Consider the following 15140-nt stretch of genomic DNA (forward strand, 5'->3'; position numbering starts at 1 on the left):
CGTTGGTGGTGCGCTGTTGCGACTTGGACCACGTGCCGTTGGGCAGCTTCACCTCCGTCCACACACGCGCATTGCTTGCGCCCCGAGCGGTGCCCCACACGTAGGTGGTAGCACCGACGGAAGCGGTCCCTGCCGATGCGCTGTTCACCGTCACCACGCGCTGGAAGTTGAACGGTGCGCTGCGTACTACGGAAGAGCCAGACTGGACGGCGACGCGCCAGGTGGTGCGGCCGGCGTTGTTCATGCCGTAGGTGAGGGGGATGACGTAGCCGCCGTTGGCGTTGGTGGTGCGCTGTTGCGACTTGGACCACGTGCCGTTGGGCAGCTTCACCTCCGTCCACACACGCGCATTGGCGACACCAGTGGATCCCCACACATTCGCGGTAGCACCGGCAGCCGCACGCCCAGCGGTAGACGCGGTGACGGAGACGACGCGGCGCTGTGTAACCGTCGGCGTGTACTCGATGTCACTGACAGCATGCTGGACGGCAACGCGCCAGCTCAAGGTGCCGGCGGTGTGCATGCCGTAGGTGAGAGGAATGGTGTAACTGCCGTTGGCGTTGGTGGTGCGCTGTTGCGACTTGGACCACGTGCCGTTGGGCAGCTTCACCTCGGTCCACACCTTGACGGGCTTGTCGGTGTCGACGCTGCCCCAGATGTTTGCAGTTGCCCCGACAGGCTTCACCTCGGCCACAGCAGCGGTAGCGGGTTTCCGCGGCTCCGGCTCGGGCTCGGGCGTTGGCTCGGGCTCCGGCGTGGGGAGCGAATCGAGGGCAAGCTGGGTGCGCGGGTAGGGATTGGTGTCGGCGGTGGCGTTCATCGAGAACGACCAACCTTCCCAATCGCCTGGCTCAGGATCGCTGCCCAGGATGCCGACGTTGGAGTAATTCCACGTCTTGCCTTCGTCGGGGGACTGCCAATACGACCAGTACGCGCCGGCAGGAGGAGTGTCTACGCACTCTTCGACGTAGTTCTCATTGCCCGCCAGGGCGATTTTCTCGTCAGCGGCCGGACGGTTGTTGATGCGGCAGACGAAGCTGTCGCCCCAGCGTTCGACGCCCTGCATGGTGAAGCCGGCTCCGCGTAGCGCTTGGAGGCCGTCGTCCGGATTTCCCTCGACGCAACGGATCTCGGGCTTGCCGCCCAAGTCCTGGTAGTCGACCACGATCGTCACACCCGAGTTCGCGGGCGTGCAGGGGCCGGCGTAGTTCTTGGGCTCCGGTGTCGGCTCCGGGTCTGGTGTCGGCTCTGGCTCCGGTGTGGGTTCCGGTTCTGGCTCCGGTGTGGGCTCGGGGTCGGGCGTCGGTTCTGGCTCAGGCGTGGGCTCGGGCTCAGGCGCCGGGTTGAAGTTGATGGGCTTCACCTGCGTGCTCTTGATGGTGGCGTAGCCCTTGCCCGCGGGCGCAAAGATGGCCTGGGTGGTGGCCATGACGTCGCTCTTGGTGCCGTCGTGCACGTTCGACCACGCACCGGTGCCGGTCTTCTTCTGCTGGTCGACGAGGTACGCGACGGGCGACTCAATGTCTTCGCCGGCCTCGGCGAGAGCGCTGGCGAGAATGCCCGTGCTATTGGCCGACGAGAACGTCGCCCAGTACGTGTTGCCGTTGGCGTCGGTCTTCTGGTTGGCCGGGTTCTGTGCCCAATCGATGGCATCCAGCGCGCTGTCGAGTGCTTTGTTTCTCGTGGCTCGGTCGGGGGCTTCCGTCGACAACAGATTCATGGCCATGATGCCGATTCCGGTGTAGTCGGGGTCGGCGTTGAACTTGCCGTTGTAGGTGTACCCGAAGGCGCCGTCCTGCTGGTTGGCGAGCATGTTGTCGATGACGGATTGCGGCACCTGCTCGCCCGCCCGCGAGAGCGCGATGGCAATCAGGTAGGGGGCCCAGAAATCCTTGGTGTTCTGCGAGTTTGCCTTGGCGTAGTCCATCAGCTCAGTGACGAGGTCGCGCCCAGGCAGGAACGTGCGGGGGTCCTGGTTGGATGCGAGCAGCGTGATGATGATCTTCGCCTGCCCCGCCGGGTTGGGCTTTGCATCCGGGCTGCCGACGTACTTCGGCGTCTTCTCGTGCAGCGCTCGGAGCATCGACTCGACGACGTCGGGATGCGCTTCCGCAGCGCTCAGGGCGAGGATGCCGTCGGCGATGGTGCCGGCGGCAAAGTACTGGCCTGGCTTTTCCTTCCAGGTGGTGGCGAGCCAATCGGCTGCCTGCGAGACGGAATCTTGTTTCGCATCCGCATGTGCGGGGGCGGTGCCTAGTGTGCCAATGGCGAGCATGAGTGCCATCAGTAACGCCAGGACGCGATTTCGCTGCAAGGTCATATACGACTCCTTGGCTGAAACGGTCCTCACGGTTGGGAGCTGTTTCAACAAGAAATCGCTCCACCGCAGACCTCGACGGTGTTACAACATGACCACGGGCGGGCATTCCGGCTTCGAGCGTTGTTCGTTACGGTTGCGGGTCAGCTGTGGATTTGCACCACATTCCCCCGACGCACGGTCGTGCCGAAGTTTACACCAGCGGTGGCAGGCAGGGCTCGCCCAATCATCCGGGCTACCAGGTGCGTTCTTCCTCGCCGCCGGTGCGAGGATCTGGCTTCTGCTCAGCTCGTTGTCGCTCTTGCTGCGCTTGCTCGGCGCGCTCGTCGATCTCCTGCTCGCGGTCGATGTCGTCTGCGGGAGGCTCATCCGACGGCTGCTCCTTCGTTTGCCCAGCCTTCTCCGCCAACCGCTGCTGGCTCTGCGATTTCTGCGACTGCGCCGACTGCCCGCTTGCCGTGCGCTGCTGGTCGTCGCACGCGGCGCTGGCCAGCACCAACAGCGCGCTTCGGTAACGAGCGGTGGCGCTGTCGAGGTCGTCGTGCTGCCGCAGCGCGTCGGCAGAGCGCTCCAACGCCGTCGACCAGTTGAGCCTAATCATGCAATCGTGCTCGACGGGAGCCCGCAGCGCCGCCAGCTCGAAATCGCTCGCGGCCGCGTCCCACTTCTCCTGCTCGTACCGCGCGACCCCGCGGTTGAACGGCGCCTTCCAACCCTCGACGGGCAACCGCACCGCCCGCGAGTAGTGGCGCTCGGCATCCAGGGGGCGCCCCTCGCGCATCGCCTCGCCGCCCAGCCACATCGACGCCTGCCACATGAGCAACACCACACCCGCACCCCCGACGAGCACCGCGACGAGCGCTGGCCACACCAGCCAACCCAGACGTGAACGCTTCACAGCTCCTCCTTCGCACCCCGCATCCGACGCGCGGCCACGGCCAGGTCCGCGCACCACATCGTCGCAGCTCCGACGGCGAGCCACCAGGCCAGCGAGGTGTCACGGTGAGCAGCCTCCGACACGCTGGCGCCGGCCGCAGGTGCCCAACCCTCCAACGCCCCGGGGGCGGTGCGGTGTTGGTACGAGCCGCCCGTCTGCTCCGCGATCGTCCGCAGCGCCGCCTCGTCAATCTTCGACTTGGCCGGTGCCCCGTCGCGCGTGACGAGCTCGTCGGTGCCCACATGCATCGCCATCACACCACCGGCGGAAGTGCCGTAGCCCAGCACGAGCGCGTCGTCGACGAGCTCCCGAAGCGGTGCAAACGATGCCGGGCTGTGCTTGGAGATCTGCTCGCCGTCACCCAAGTACACGAAGTATCGGCGCACCCCCGGACGCTCAGCCGCCGAATCCTGCAGGAGCTGCTTGGCCAGCGGCAGCCCGGCGGCGATGTCGGAGCCGGTGCCAAGACCTTCCTCCCGCCAGTCCATCGTGCGGGCGAGCGTGATGACGGCGGCGCCGTCGGTGGTCCAGGGAGCGGCCACGCGTGCCTCATTGTCTGATGTCACGACGGTGTACCTCGCGCCCGGCATGGTGCCGACGAGCGCCTCGACGTCGGCGGCGACCCCCTCCATGCGGGGGCGGTTGCCGTCGTAATCCTGTGCGGCCATCGACGTGGTGCGGTCGATGAGCAGCACCACATCCATGCCGGTGGGGGCCTCCTCACTGGAGGCGTGTTCGAAGCCCGGCTGGAGCGCCACGCCGGCCAGCAACACGAGCGCCGCAAGGCGGAGCCAGGTGTGGATGTCGCGCCACATCCGGCGTTGCCACCACAGCGTCACCACGAGCGCGACGGTGACGAGCGCCAGCGCGGCGGGTTGCACGTCGAAGGTCATGCCCCAACCCTCCTTCGTGCGACGGCGGCCCCCGCAGCTCCGAGACTCAGCAGGGCCATGCCCGGCCACAGGAGGGGCTCGGCGTCGGTGCGGGGCGGACCTTCCAGCTCGCGGGCCTGGGTGCGCTCGACCGCGTCGACGATGCTCTCCAGCGGGGCGTTGGGTTCGAGGGCGAGCGTGTCGCCTCCGGTCAGCTGCAGCGCGGCAGTCATGGCCTGGGTGGCGGCGACCTGGTTGTCGTTCGGGGCAATGCCGAACACGAGCGTGTGCTGGCTGACTGCGCGCTGTGCCGCCTCATCCAATGTGAAGATGCTCTTACCCGAAGTCTGGTTGTCCGTGGCGAACACGACGGTGCGGGAGCGGGCAGGATCGGTGGTGTCGAAGCGCTGCAGGCAGCTCACGAGCCCGTCGCCGATGAGCGAGCTACCGACGTCACCTACCTGCGTGCCGCGAACCGGCCCCGCGCCCACTTCCTGCGACGCGGCGTCGAGCTGTTCTGCGATGTAGCTGGCATCGTCGGTGAGGGGGAAGAAGGTGACCGCGGAGGCGTCGAACATCACCAGCGCGATGCGCTCCCCGTCGAGGCGCTCCGCCAGCTGCTTGTAGGCGCCCAGCACGTCTTGCACCACCGACGACATCGACGCCGACGTGTCCATGCACAGCACGACGTCGCGGTTGCTGCGTGCAGACGGCAGCTGATGTTCATCGACGGGGCGCGCCACCGTGAGCGCCGCCCCGCCGACCGCGACGGCCACCGCGAGGAACTCCACCGTGAGCCACCGCATTCGCCGCCGGGCCGCGTCGCGATACTGCGGCAACGCGCGCAGCCTGGCGCCCGCGCTGAACAGCAGCGCCTCTCCCGCCGGAGTCCGACGGCGCTGCCACCACCAGGCCACCAGGGCCACCAGCGTCGCGGCGACGATCACCGCCACACCCCACCACGGCTGACTCAACGCCATGCGCGAATCACCTCCCGCGCCTGCTCCGCGTGCCCGGCCACGTCGAAGTCGTCGCCGGGAGACGCGGAGAAGCTCACCTCTTGCAGGTCTGATACCAACGCCGCGACAGGCGCCAGCCGCCGGTCACGCTCCGCCGCCGCAGCCAGCTGACTTGCCGTTTCGTAGTCGGCATTCCCGCCGGAAGCCACACCGACGAAGCGCCGCACCGTCCGGCTGAGCGCCTGGGCGGCATCCTTGGGCTGCGCTAGGCGCGCATCGGCGCTCACCTGCTCCAGGGCGGCTTCCCGCAGCCGTTCCAGCGACGTGTCCGCTTCCGGCGGCGACGGGCGCAGCGCGCGCCAGCGCCACACGCCGACGACGAGCACCCCGAGCGCCAGGACGAGCGCCCCGACGGCAACCAGCCACCACCACCAGGAGGCGGCCACGACAGGTTCGATGGGCGGCAGTTCAAGCAGCACGACGCATACTCCTCAACCAGGAAAGCAGCTGCGGCACGACAGGACTGTCGGGGGTGAGGGTCACCGTCGGGATGGCAAGCCTCGACAGGGCTGCGCTCCGACGCGTCGCGCGGTCTGCCACGTCGGCGCGCCACGCGGTGGCCAGCGCGGGATCACGCAACAGCGCGCGCGGGAGTTCGCGCCCGCCGATGAGGTCGTGCACCGGGCGCGAGATGCGCTCGTCGGTGGGGTCGACGTCGGGCACCACCACGTGCACAACGGTGTGCTGCACAGCGAGCCGACGCAGATGCAGCTCGAGGTTGGCGTCGACGTCGATGTCGCCCGTGACCACCGCGACGATCCCTCGGCGCCGAATGGACGTGCCGGTGCGCTCCAAAAGCACCGGGAGGTCGCCGTCGGGGGAAGTGGGGGCGCAGGCACGCTCCGCCTGCGTGAGCATGCGTTCCACCCGCACGGCTCTGGTGCTCGGGCGCGCCGCGATAGCGCCAGCGGCCCCCCAGTGCAGCATGCCGACGTAGTCGCCGCCAGCCAGGGCGAGACTCGCGAGCGTCGCGGCGGTATCGAGCATGAGTTCGCGTTTGAGCGTCGATGGGCCGGCCATCGCCGCCATCGACTGCCCCGTGGCAAGCGCGACGAGTAGCGTCGTGCGGCGCTCGGCCACGTGCCGTTGCACCAGCAGCTCGCCACGACGCGCAGAGGCCTTCCAGTCGATGTCGGCGACGTCGTCGCCGCGCACGTACTCCCGCACGTCGTGAAACTCCAGCGAACGCCCCGCGTTCACCGACGGGTGGGCACCGTCGAGCCACCCGCTCACCTTGCCTCGGGTAGCGAGCATCACCTCGGTGCGCACACGAGTGAGTCGGGCCATGTTACGGGGCCGTCACCGCGTTGAACACTGCGTTGACGATCTCGTCGACGGGCACCTGTTCCGCCATCGCTTCGAAGGTCAGCACGATGCGGTGACGCAAAATCGCGTGCCGCATCGCGGTGATGTCGTCGGGGATGACGTGGGGCCGGCCCTGCAGCAGCGCGTGTGCGCGGGCGATCTGCAGGAACGCGATCGACGCTCGCGGGCTGGCGCCGTACTCGATCCACCGCGCGGTGTCGGACTGCAGGAAGTCCGCCGGGCGCCTGGTCACGTTCACCAGCTCGACGATGTAGCGCTCGATGGCTTCGTCGACGTGCACCTGCCGCGTGATCGCTCGCAGGCGACGCACGTCGTCGATCGATGCGACGGCGGGAGCCGGCTGCTCGAACACGCCGGAGCGAACGCGACGGAGCACCTCCACCTCGGCGTCCGCTGCGGGGTAGTTGACGACTTCCTTGACGAGGAAGCGGTCCATCTGCGCTTGCGGCAGCACGTAGGTGCCCTCTTCCTCGATGGGGTTTTGGGTGGCCATCACGACGAACGGGTCCGGCAGTCGGTGCGTGACGCCGCCGATGGAGGTCTGTTTTTCCTGCATCGCTTCGAGCATGGCTGACTGCGTTTTCGCCGACGAGCGGTTAATCTCGTCGAGCAGCACGAAGTGGGCGTGCACGGGGCCGAGCTCGGTGTGGAACTTCGCCTCCGCCGGGTCGAACACTTCGGTGCCGATGATGTCGCTCGGCAGCAGATCGGGGGTGCACTGGATGCGCGCGAAGCTCGCGTCCACCGAGCGCGCGAGAGTAGATGCGGCAAGGGTCTTCGCCAGTCCGGGCACGGATTCGACGAGGATGTGTCCTTCTCCCAGCAGCGTGGCCAGCAGCGCCACGCGCAGCTTCTCCTGACCGACGACGGCGGCGTCGAAGTACGTGGTCAGGGCGCCGAGTCGGTCGGTGGCGAACTCCAGGTCGGCAGGGCTCAGCTGATCGTTCATCGTCGGTCTCCTTCGGGTAGCCAGAGGGTGGAGAGGTGGTCGCTTCGTTCGCGACGGCGGAGTGCCGCCGCGTCGATGCGTTGCGGTGGGGGCTTGATGGGCGTGGTGCTGGGGACGGGGTCGCCGACGGTGGCGCGAAGGCCCCGGATCACGGGGAAGCCGACGACGAGCGCGAGCACCGCGGTGGTGACCCCGCGGGCGGCATCGACGGCAAACGACGTAGTGAGGGAGTAGTTGATGAGCCTCTTGAAGGATTCCCATGGCCCGGCGCCCAGCAGGAATCCACCGGCGGAGGCGCCCGCGTCGTCCACCCAACCCGTGGTGTTCAGCAGCACACCGGAGACGGGGCCGAGCAGCGCACCTGCGAGCACGCACCCAAACCACGCCACGCGCGTCCCTGATCCGCGGAAGAGCCCTCCCACAAGCCCAAACAGCCCCCAAACGAGGGTCTGCGCCACCAGGTGTTCCGTGTACAGCCCGAGCAGCGCCGACGAGCCCAGGCACGCGATTGCGCCGGTCAGGAACCCGGCGGGGCTGCCCAGCGCCGCGCCTGCGAGCAAGGGCACCACGAACGCCGGCTCCACGCCGGAGGCGCTCGGCGAGAGTAGGAGGCGCACCAGCGTGGCTGCCGTCGCGAGGAACACCACTGGCGCGAACACCTCGACCCGGCGTCCCGCGTCGCGCCACAGCGCCCAGCCGAGCAGGAGCAGTAGGCCACCCAACCCGCTGAGCAGGCTCGGCATCAGCGACCGGGCGGTGTTCGCGTCGGGAGCCGTCCACGACCCCCACACCGGCCAGCCCACCCACATCAACGCGAGGGCGACGAGCAGCGTCGTCACGATGCGTGCTCGCACACCGCTGATGGGTGCCGCGTCGCGCCACTTCGTCGCGTTCATGCCGCCCACTCCTCTTCGGCGAGCGCCGCGACCGCGTTCGGCGCGCCCTGGGCGACGACGGCGTCGCCCTCGATCACGACGATCTCGTGGCACGCCGCGCGCAGAAATGCCTCGTCGCGCCCGGTGACGATGCGTACGCCCGGGTTGTCGCCGGACAACTGCGCGATCAGCTCGCGGCGCGCGACGGCGTCGAGGCCAGCCTGCACGTGAGGGAGCCAGAGCGGGCGCTTCGTGGTGAGCGCGTCGGGGTTGAACGGCGTACCGGAACGCAGCACGTCGCCGCCGAGATGCCCGACGAGGCGGCGCGCCACCGGTTCTGGTCGGGCGTCGCGGCACACGACGCCGAGGCAGACGCCGGCGGAGACGTCGATGGTGTTGCCGGTGAGGCCGAGCGCAGCGGGCTCGACAACGGTCGATGACGCTCGGCCGCGGGAGGCTGGGCGGCGAGGGGCATCGTCGGGTGTGATGCGTGGGTCGGGCAGCGTGGCGGGCACCCATTCGTCGACGGGGCAGGCGGCGAGCACCTGGCCGTGGCCGAGCTCAAGCACGTGTGAGGCGTGGGCGAGCAGGGTGGGGAGGTCGTGGTCGGCCCAGCAGACGGCCGCGCCACGCTCCGCGCGGCGGGCGATCTCGTCGGCGAAGTCCTGGCGGATGCGGGCGGGCGCGGCGGTGAGTTGCGCGTCGATGAGTACGACGTCGGCCGGGATGGTTTGGTGGAGAGCGGCGAGGAGCAGCCCCGCGCGCACGTCGGGGGGCACGGAGGTGGTGCGGTGATGGAGGTGGCGTTCGGCGCCGTAGCGGGCGACGTCGAACTCGGGCTCGCGGGCGAAGGCGCCCAGGTAGTCTGCGACGCCGACCGGCGGCAATTCGCCGACGTGCACGATGCTGCCGCGACGACGGATACGGCCCCGCAGCAGCGCCCCGTGCGGGAGGCGGTTGCTCGCGGCGCGCAGCAGCGTCGACGCGCCCGCACCCGAGCGCCCCACCACCGCCCAGATCTCGCCAGGCTTCGGGGCGAACTGTACGTCGTCGAGCACGACGCCTTGCCCGGGCAGCCAGGCGCCCACGCCGTCGAACTCAAGCATGCGCAGCCTCCCCTCGGGGCGTTCCGAGCGCGACGGCGATCGGCAGCAGGAGCGCCGCCACCGCAACCCCGACGACCCCGATGCGCGGAGCGAGCACCACGGCGGCAACCCACGCGACGGCGGCGAGCGCCTGCCACACGTCGGAACGGTGGGCGTTGAGGAGCTGCTTGGGAGTGGCCCCGGGGAGATCCCGGGCGACGTCGCGCGCGGCGCCCAACCACACGTCGAGAGTGGGCCTACGGCGTCGGCCCCGAGCTTGGCGCCGCGACGACGCCACCTCCGCGGAGGCCTCCCCGCATGAGGCGAGCCAGCCGAAGGCGGGGGCGAGAGGGCCGGTGAGCCGCGCGAGCGACAGCCATCCTCGGGCGCTCACGAGCTGCCCGGCCACCCCGAGGGCGAGCACTACCGCGCTTGCCGCGAGCGCATTCGTGATGCCGCGGTGCAGCGCCTCGGTGGTGACAGCGCCGCCTAAGAGCACGCCTGGGCCGAACGTGTGCTCGGGCAGCGAGAATACGACGTCGCCGGAACCCGTCGGTACCAGCAGCGTCCAGCCCGCCCACAGCAACGCCGCCGCGAGCGCGCCGACGCAGGCGAACCCGAAGCTCGCCATCCGCGGGCCGCGCGCCAGGAAGCCCGTCAGGAGCAGCGCCACCACGAAGGTGGCCAGCATGATCGGGTGCGTAAGGCGCAACGAGGCCGCCACCGTCGCGCCGAGCAACGCCAGCCAAATGAGGGGGTGGGAGTCAGTCACGGCGCCTCCTCACCGTGTCGGCTGCAAGCATGGCCGCCACGAAGAGTGCTGACGCGCCCGCAATGCCGAAGCCGACCACCTGGACTGTCGTCGTCGGGTGTGCGGCGAGGGCCGCGGTGCCGTCGAGCGCCTCGCCCACTGGGGGAGGGGTGAAGCGCTCGTCCAGCGGGGCGGGGGTGCCGTCGGCGGAGGGGGTGGCGAGCCAGATGGAGTCAATCGAGGAGTCGGTGATGTTGCGCAGACGCAGTTTCTTGGGCGTCGACGTCAGGCCGCGTGGGAGGGTGTACTGCACGATGGCGTCCTCGTCGGGTGCCGCATCGACGTGGGTGTGCTGCAACGTGACGTCTTCCCAGGTGCCGTCGTCGTGTTCCATTTCGACGGCGAAGCGCGTGCCCCGGATGCTGCCGACCACGTGCAGGTCTAGGGGAACGCCGACGGGTTTCTCGGCCGCGAACCCGTCGCCCAGCACCGTGGGTATGCGGGCGCCGAAGGGGGCGAAGGTGCCGACGGTCATCGACACGTCGGTGCCGGTCACGCCGTCGACGCTGATGAGTGCCCAACCGCTCGACGCATCTTTGACGACCGCGGGGATCGACAGATCCACCGTCGCGATGCCGATGCGGTTGGTGACCACCTCGACGCCATCGCCGAGCGGCTTGAGTTCCTTCAGCTCAGCACCGTCGGCGATGACCTGGTAGGCGCGGAGCTTGACCCGCACATGCGGCGCACCCTGCACAGTGACGGAGTTAGTGGCTCCCTCGCGGGTGTCGTCGGCCACTCGAATCGCGCAACCCGACGGCGCCTCCTGGCACAGCTCAAGTGCTCCCGGCGGGGGTGCTGCGTGGGCTAGCGGCGACGAGGCGAGGCCGAGCGCGACGGCGCCCGCCGCGGCCAGGGCGCTGCGCAGTGCGGGCAGGCGGAGGGCGCGGCTCATTCATCCTCCAGCGGGGGCGTATGGGTGGCGCGCATGCCGAAGCCTGCCGCCGTGCCGAGGCCGCCCACCATCAGGACGGCGAGGGCCCCGGCGAGCCAAGGGTTGCGCGACGTGTCCGTCGATGATGCCTGGCCGGGGACGCGCTGGCGTTGCGACTCCTCACGCCCCCACACCGTCGACGGCGTGGCGCTCGGGGCGTCCGCGGCCGGGCCGCTCGCGTTATCCGAAGGCTGTGCCGACGGCGTCGGCGAGGCATCCGGGGTGGGGGTGCCCGTCGCAGAGGGGCTCGGTGTACCCGGGGGTGCGGTGGGGTTCGGGGTGTCGCTGGCGTTGGACGTCGGGGTGCTTGTCGGGGGCAGCGGGCGTGGGCGCTGTCGAGCGTCGGTGCCAGGTCGTACCGATGGACGTCCGGAGTGCGTGGGCGTGCGCGTCGATGGTGCAGTTGGTGCACCAGTTGGGTCTGGTGTGGGCGTTCCCGTCGGGCTCGGGTCTGGGTTGCCGGTTGGCGCTGGTTCCGGGTCTGGGCTTGGCTCCGGATCCGGTTTGCTGGTCGGGCCGGGGGTCGGATCTGGCGTGGGCTTGCCGGTCGGATCTGGCTTGGGTTTGCCGGTCGGGCCGGGATTGGGCTTGCCCGTCGGTGCTGGCGTGGGGCTAGGGTCAGGCTCCTTCTCGAACGCTGGGTGGCGCACGGGCATGTTGGTTTGGTCGCGTGGGCCGAGCGCGATACCGACGAAGGAATCCACCTTGGCTTCGGGATTCCAGAATCCGTCGCCCTTCCATTGGCCATCCACGCCACCCCAGAAGAACCAGTTCCAGCCCTCGGGGTCCTGGATGCCGTTGACGTTCGTGATGATACTGTCGGCCTCGAACGCGATTCCTGCCGAACGCAACACGCTGCGGGTAGCAAGCCCGGAGTCGTCGAACACTGGGAAATCTTTGGCGCCCTCGTCGAGGATGATGCAGCGGATGAGCTCGCGTTTGGCGGTGCCGGCGCCGTCGAACTTGTTCCAGTCGACGATGACAGTGACACCCTCGCCACGTTTGCAAGCGCCGTCGCGGAATTTGGCGTGGGCGGTGAACGGGAGCAGTGGTGTGAGGCAGAGTGCAAGCAGCGCCATGATGCAGGCGGTGCGCTTGGCGTTCATCTGCCCTCCTGGCGGGCAACCTCGCGCGCCGGGGCGCACGACCTCGCAGCCCTCGACGTGTCGTGACGAAGACGGGTGCAGTATCCGACTCGGCCGAGGCCACACGGTTGCGGGACAGCGCCGGATTCACACCGGCTTCCTGCGTAGCGCCTTCACTCAATACTGAGCGTCGCCCACGCTAGCACAGCAATTGCGACCGGCAGGCTTAGCGTACGCTTGCCAATGAGACGCTTCCGCTATGCCTGGCTGAGAGGAATCGCCGTGGACGACTACTCCGCACTCACGTCCTGGTGGCGAGGGTTGACCCGCGACGACGCCTTTCTTGCCGTCGCCCCGCCCGCGGATGCAGATGACGATGTCTGCGACGCCGCAGCTGCTGAACTGCGTGCACGCGACCTTCCCCTGGAGACGCCGTGGGCAGGCTGGAGTTCGGCAGCCGAAGAACGAGCGTTCCAGAACGGCCGGCTGGTGCTGCCGCTTGCCATCACGTATTCGGGCCCGCGCGAAGTGGTCGCGGATGCGCTCGGTGAACCCCCTGCCGGATTCGCGGTACACGGCGGGGAGCGCGATGGCGCCGCGTTCATCGTCGTGCGGAGTTGGACTGCGTGATGCTTGGGCGGCGGGTAGCCTCGTCGAGATGGAATTGCTACAAGGCGATGCGCTGGCCAGCGCCCGTGCGCTGCTGGGTGCGTGTTTGCGTCGGGGGAATGTGGCCGTCGAGATCACCGAGGTGGAGGCCTACCTCGGGCAGGACGACCCGGCGTCGCACGCCTGGAAGGGGCCGACCAAGCGCAACCAGGTGATGTTCGGGCCGCCCGGGCACCTCTATTGCTACACGATGCACGGGCACACCTGCTGCAACGTGGTCTGCTCACCGGAAGGCTTTGCCAGTGCGGTGTTGATTCGTGCGGGCAGGGTGGTTGAAGGCATCGATGAGGCGCGGCGTCGGCGCCCTGGCGTGCCCGATGAGCGCCTCGCCCGTGGGCCCGGCAATCTCACGAAGTCGCTGGGCATCACCATGGCCGACGCCGGTGTGCCTCTCTTTGACGCTGGCTCGTCGGTGCGCCTGGAGCCGGGGCGGGCGACTGCTGCGGTGTCGAGCGGACCGCGCGTCGGCGTATCCCGCGCGGCGGACGAGCCCTGGCGCTTCTGGCTGACCGGCGACCCCACCGTCTCCGCCTACCGCCGCAGCAAAGCAGCGGGCCCAGCGAGGAAGTGAGTTATCAGCTCGAAGGGACCCAGGATAGATCAAGTTCGTGGTTGGTCTGCCCGCCACGAACTTGATCTATCTTGGGGTCCACCTCGTGCCTTAACCAAAACGTCCCCAGAAACCCTGGTTTCTGGGGACGTTCATGTTGTTGAAAAGTGGAGCATAGGGGACTCGAACCCCTAACTTCCACCTTGCAAAGGTGGCACTCTACCAGTTGAGTTAATGCCCCAAGGACGCCCGGTAAGTATAGCCACGGTTGCGCGCTCTTCCGCAACTCGCATGCCCCACGCGAACCGCAAAGTTGACCGTTATCCTCCACGCCTGCAAGAAAACGCTGAAAAGCGGGGGTCAGTAGCTTCTTGTGGAGGATAACGGTCAGTTTCTCGGGGTCATCGCCCACACCGTCGGGTGTAGGTCAGGCGTGCTGGGGGCTCTTTGCGCCCTCGCGCGCCTCGAATGACTCCGGTACCTCGAGGTTCTCGAGTCGCACCTGCTGGTACTTCTCGTGCTCGGTGTACAGCTCGTCCTTCAGCGGGTTACGGCGGTACTTCACCATCGTGATGACCTGGTAGACGAACACGGCGATGTTGCTGGCCAGCGCGATGAACGACACGACGAACAGTGCGGTGGCGCTGCGCGAGGTGGCGACGGCGAAGCGCGAGCTCGTGACGAACGTCGGCACCGCCATCGTGAACATCATCCACAGCGCCAGCGTGCTTGCGCGGTGCTGCAGCCAGGCACCCTTCTTGATGAAGAACGCAGGGATCGTGCATGAAATCAGCAGTGCCGCACCGGCGTAGAAGGAGTGGTCGCCAACGCAGTTGTAGACGTAGGCGAAGTTCCACAGGTCGTAGGCGATGATCCAGAACCACAGCATGTCGGGCCAAATCATGTCCTTGCTCTTCGAGCGGGAGATGAAGATGCCGGTCCAACCGCAAATCGTGATGAGGTTGAGCAGGCCTGCAATGCCGTTCATGACGTTCCATGAACCCGAGAGCATGTAGACGCCGTCGACGATGCCGTCGGCACCCATGGCGCCGACCTGGAAGTCACGGATACAGGCCTCGAGGATGTTGATCGCCAAAATGGCCGGCGGGAACACCAACGCCCACTTATTGGCCGCGATCTTCGGGTGATATCTCAGCAGCATGAAACCGAGCACGCCAGCGAGTGCCGAGTACACCTTCACCCAGTGGAACCACGTACCGGTCGACGAGCCGCTGCCGGCCGTCGTCGGCCAGACGAAGAGAGTGAGCAGGAGTGGCAGCACAATGAACACCGCCTGCGCGGCGCCACGGGAACGCCTCGTCACCTCATTGATGCCGATCAGTGCGCCGAGTACGACCAACCAGGCGACCCACGCGTACCAGGGGATTGCTTCATACAGGAACATGTTGGCCTCCGTTCGAGAACCGTCTCCCTGCGACCTCCGCTGGCCGCTCACGATCGAGGACGATTCTCCTTGTCCCATCTACGACAGATGGTAGGATTTCGCGAACCTGCTGGCCATGGACACTTTCCGGGAAGTGTCCACCACGAGCCCCCACGAGGTGCCATGTCCGACGCCGTACCCTCGACACCCCATGTGCTCGGGCGTGCGCTGAAGGAGATGCTCGCCGAAACGTCGCTCGACAAGGTCACCGTTGTAGCCCCTGTCTCTTATACACATCTCCGAGCCCACGAGACGTAGAGGAATCTC

The 15140-nt window shown here is 68.1% G+C and carries 14 protein-coding genes, 1 tRNA gene, 1 pseudogene and 2 riboswitches; of the genes and pseudogenes, 2 read left to right on the forward strand and 14 right to left on the reverse strand.

Annotation, left to right across the window (positions count from 1 at the left end; all coding sequences use genetic code 11):
* From Q0X68_RS11590 to Q0X68_RS11645, 12 genes and pseudogenes are all read right to left on the reverse strand, one after another.
* Positions 1–2320, reverse strand: a pseudogene (locus Q0X68_RS11590) (hypothetical protein); the annotation flags it as partial.
* A 79-nt stretch (positions 2321–2399) separates the two neighbouring features.
* Positions 2400–2523, reverse strand: a riboswitch (cobalamin riboswitch).
* A gap of 29 nt (positions 2524–2552) precedes the next feature.
* A complete protein-coding gene (locus Q0X68_RS11595) occupies positions 2553–3215 on the reverse strand; it encodes a hypothetical protein (RefSeq protein WP_297751917.1) in 663 nt (220 codons plus the stop codon).
* Positions 3212–4147 carry a VWA domain-containing protein gene (locus Q0X68_RS11600; protein WP_297751918.1) on the reverse strand — a complete coding sequence of 312 codons (936 nt, stop codon included), beginning with the start codon at positions 4145–4147 and terminating at the stop codon, positions 3212–3214. Before Q0X68_RS11600 ends, Q0X68_RS11595 begins: the two co-directional genes overlap by 4 nt.
* On the reverse strand, positions 4144–5106 hold the full coding sequence (locus Q0X68_RS11605; protein ID WP_297751919.1) for a vWA domain-containing protein: 963 nt from the start codon (positions 5104–5106) through the stop codon (positions 4144–4146). The genes Q0X68_RS11600 and Q0X68_RS11605 overlap by 4 nt, the downstream gene beginning before the upstream one ends.
* Complete coding sequence (locus Q0X68_RS11610; RefSeq protein WP_297751920.1) at positions 5097–5564, reverse strand: DUF4381 family protein; 468 nt, start codon at positions 5562–5564, stop codon at positions 5097–5099. Before Q0X68_RS11610 ends, Q0X68_RS11605 begins: the two co-directional genes overlap by 10 nt.
* On the reverse strand, positions 5554–6432 hold the full coding sequence (locus Q0X68_RS11615; RefSeq protein ID WP_297751921.1) for a DUF58 domain-containing protein: 879 nt from the start codon (positions 6430–6432) through the stop codon (positions 5554–5556). Before Q0X68_RS11615 ends, Q0X68_RS11610 begins: the two co-directional genes overlap by 11 nt.
* Before the next feature lies 1 nt (position 6433).
* Positions 6434–7420, reverse strand: a complete 987-nt coding sequence (locus tag Q0X68_RS11620) for a MoxR family ATPase (protein ID WP_297751922.1) — start codon at positions 7418–7420, stop codon at positions 6434–6436.
* Positions 7417–8316 (reverse strand): hypothetical protein, encoded by a 900-nt coding sequence (locus Q0X68_RS11625; RefSeq protein ID WP_297751923.1) that lies wholly within the window; start codon positions 8314–8316, stop codon positions 7417–7419. Before Q0X68_RS11625 ends, Q0X68_RS11620 begins: the two co-directional genes overlap by 4 nt.
* Entirely contained in the window at positions 8313–9401 is a 1089-nt protein-coding gene (locus Q0X68_RS11630; protein WP_297751926.1) for an ATP-binding cassette domain-containing protein, read from the reverse strand. Before Q0X68_RS11630 ends, Q0X68_RS11625 begins: the two co-directional genes overlap by 4 nt.
* Positions 9394–10152: a hypothetical protein gene (locus tag Q0X68_RS11635; protein WP_297751929.1), complete on the reverse strand. Its 759-nt coding sequence runs from the start codon at positions 10150–10152 to the stop codon at positions 9394–9396. Before Q0X68_RS11635 ends, Q0X68_RS11630 begins: the two co-directional genes overlap by 8 nt.
* Positions 10145–11086 carry a hypothetical protein gene (locus tag Q0X68_RS11640; protein WP_297751932.1) on the reverse strand — a complete coding sequence of 314 codons (942 nt, stop codon included), beginning with the start codon at positions 11084–11086 and terminating at the stop codon, positions 10145–10147. Before Q0X68_RS11640 ends, Q0X68_RS11635 begins: the two co-directional genes overlap by 8 nt.
* Positions 11083–12231, reverse strand: a complete 1149-nt coding sequence (locus Q0X68_RS11645; protein ID WP_297751935.1) for a hypothetical protein — start codon at positions 12229–12231, stop codon at positions 11083–11085. The genes Q0X68_RS11640 and Q0X68_RS11645 overlap by 4 nt, the downstream gene beginning before the upstream one ends.
* Before the next feature lie 57 nt (positions 12232–12288).
* Positions 12289–12422, reverse strand: a riboswitch (cobalamin riboswitch).
* 31 nt (positions 12423–12453) lie between these two features.
* Between Q0X68_RS11645 and Q0X68_RS11650 the strand changes: the two genes are divergently transcribed.
* Together Q0X68_RS11650 and Q0X68_RS11655 are read left to right on the forward strand one after the other, a co-directional pair.
* Positions 12454–12840: a hypothetical protein gene (locus tag Q0X68_RS11650; protein ID WP_297751938.1), complete on the forward strand. Its 387-nt coding sequence runs from the start codon at positions 12454–12456 to the stop codon at positions 12838–12840.
* 28 nt (positions 12841–12868) lie between these two features.
* The gene (locus tag Q0X68_RS11655) at positions 12869–13450 is read left to right on the forward strand and encodes a DNA-3-methyladenine glycosylase (RefSeq protein WP_297751941.1); all 582 of its coding nucleotides are present in this window, start codon (positions 12869–12871) and stop codon (positions 13448–13450) included.
* A 147-nt stretch (positions 13451–13597) separates the two neighbouring features.
* On the opposite strand, the gene Q0X68_RS11660 is transcribed toward Q0X68_RS11655, so the two are convergent.
* Positions 13598–13670: transfer RNA gene (locus Q0X68_RS11660), tRNA-Ala, on the reverse strand.
* A gap of 186 nt (positions 13671–13856) precedes the next feature.
* The gene (locus Q0X68_RS11665) at positions 13857–14834 is read right to left on the reverse strand and encodes a DUF5692 family protein (protein ID WP_297751944.1); all 978 of its coding nucleotides are present in this window, start codon (positions 14832–14834) and stop codon (positions 13857–13859) included.
* Between the last annotated feature and the right edge of the window lie 306 nt (positions 14835–15140).

This window comes from uncultured Tessaracoccus sp. (genome assembly GCF_947286155.1).
In the GTDB taxonomy this organism is placed as follows: domain Bacteria; phylum Actinomycetota; class Actinomycetes; order Propionibacteriales; family Propionibacteriaceae; genus Arachnia.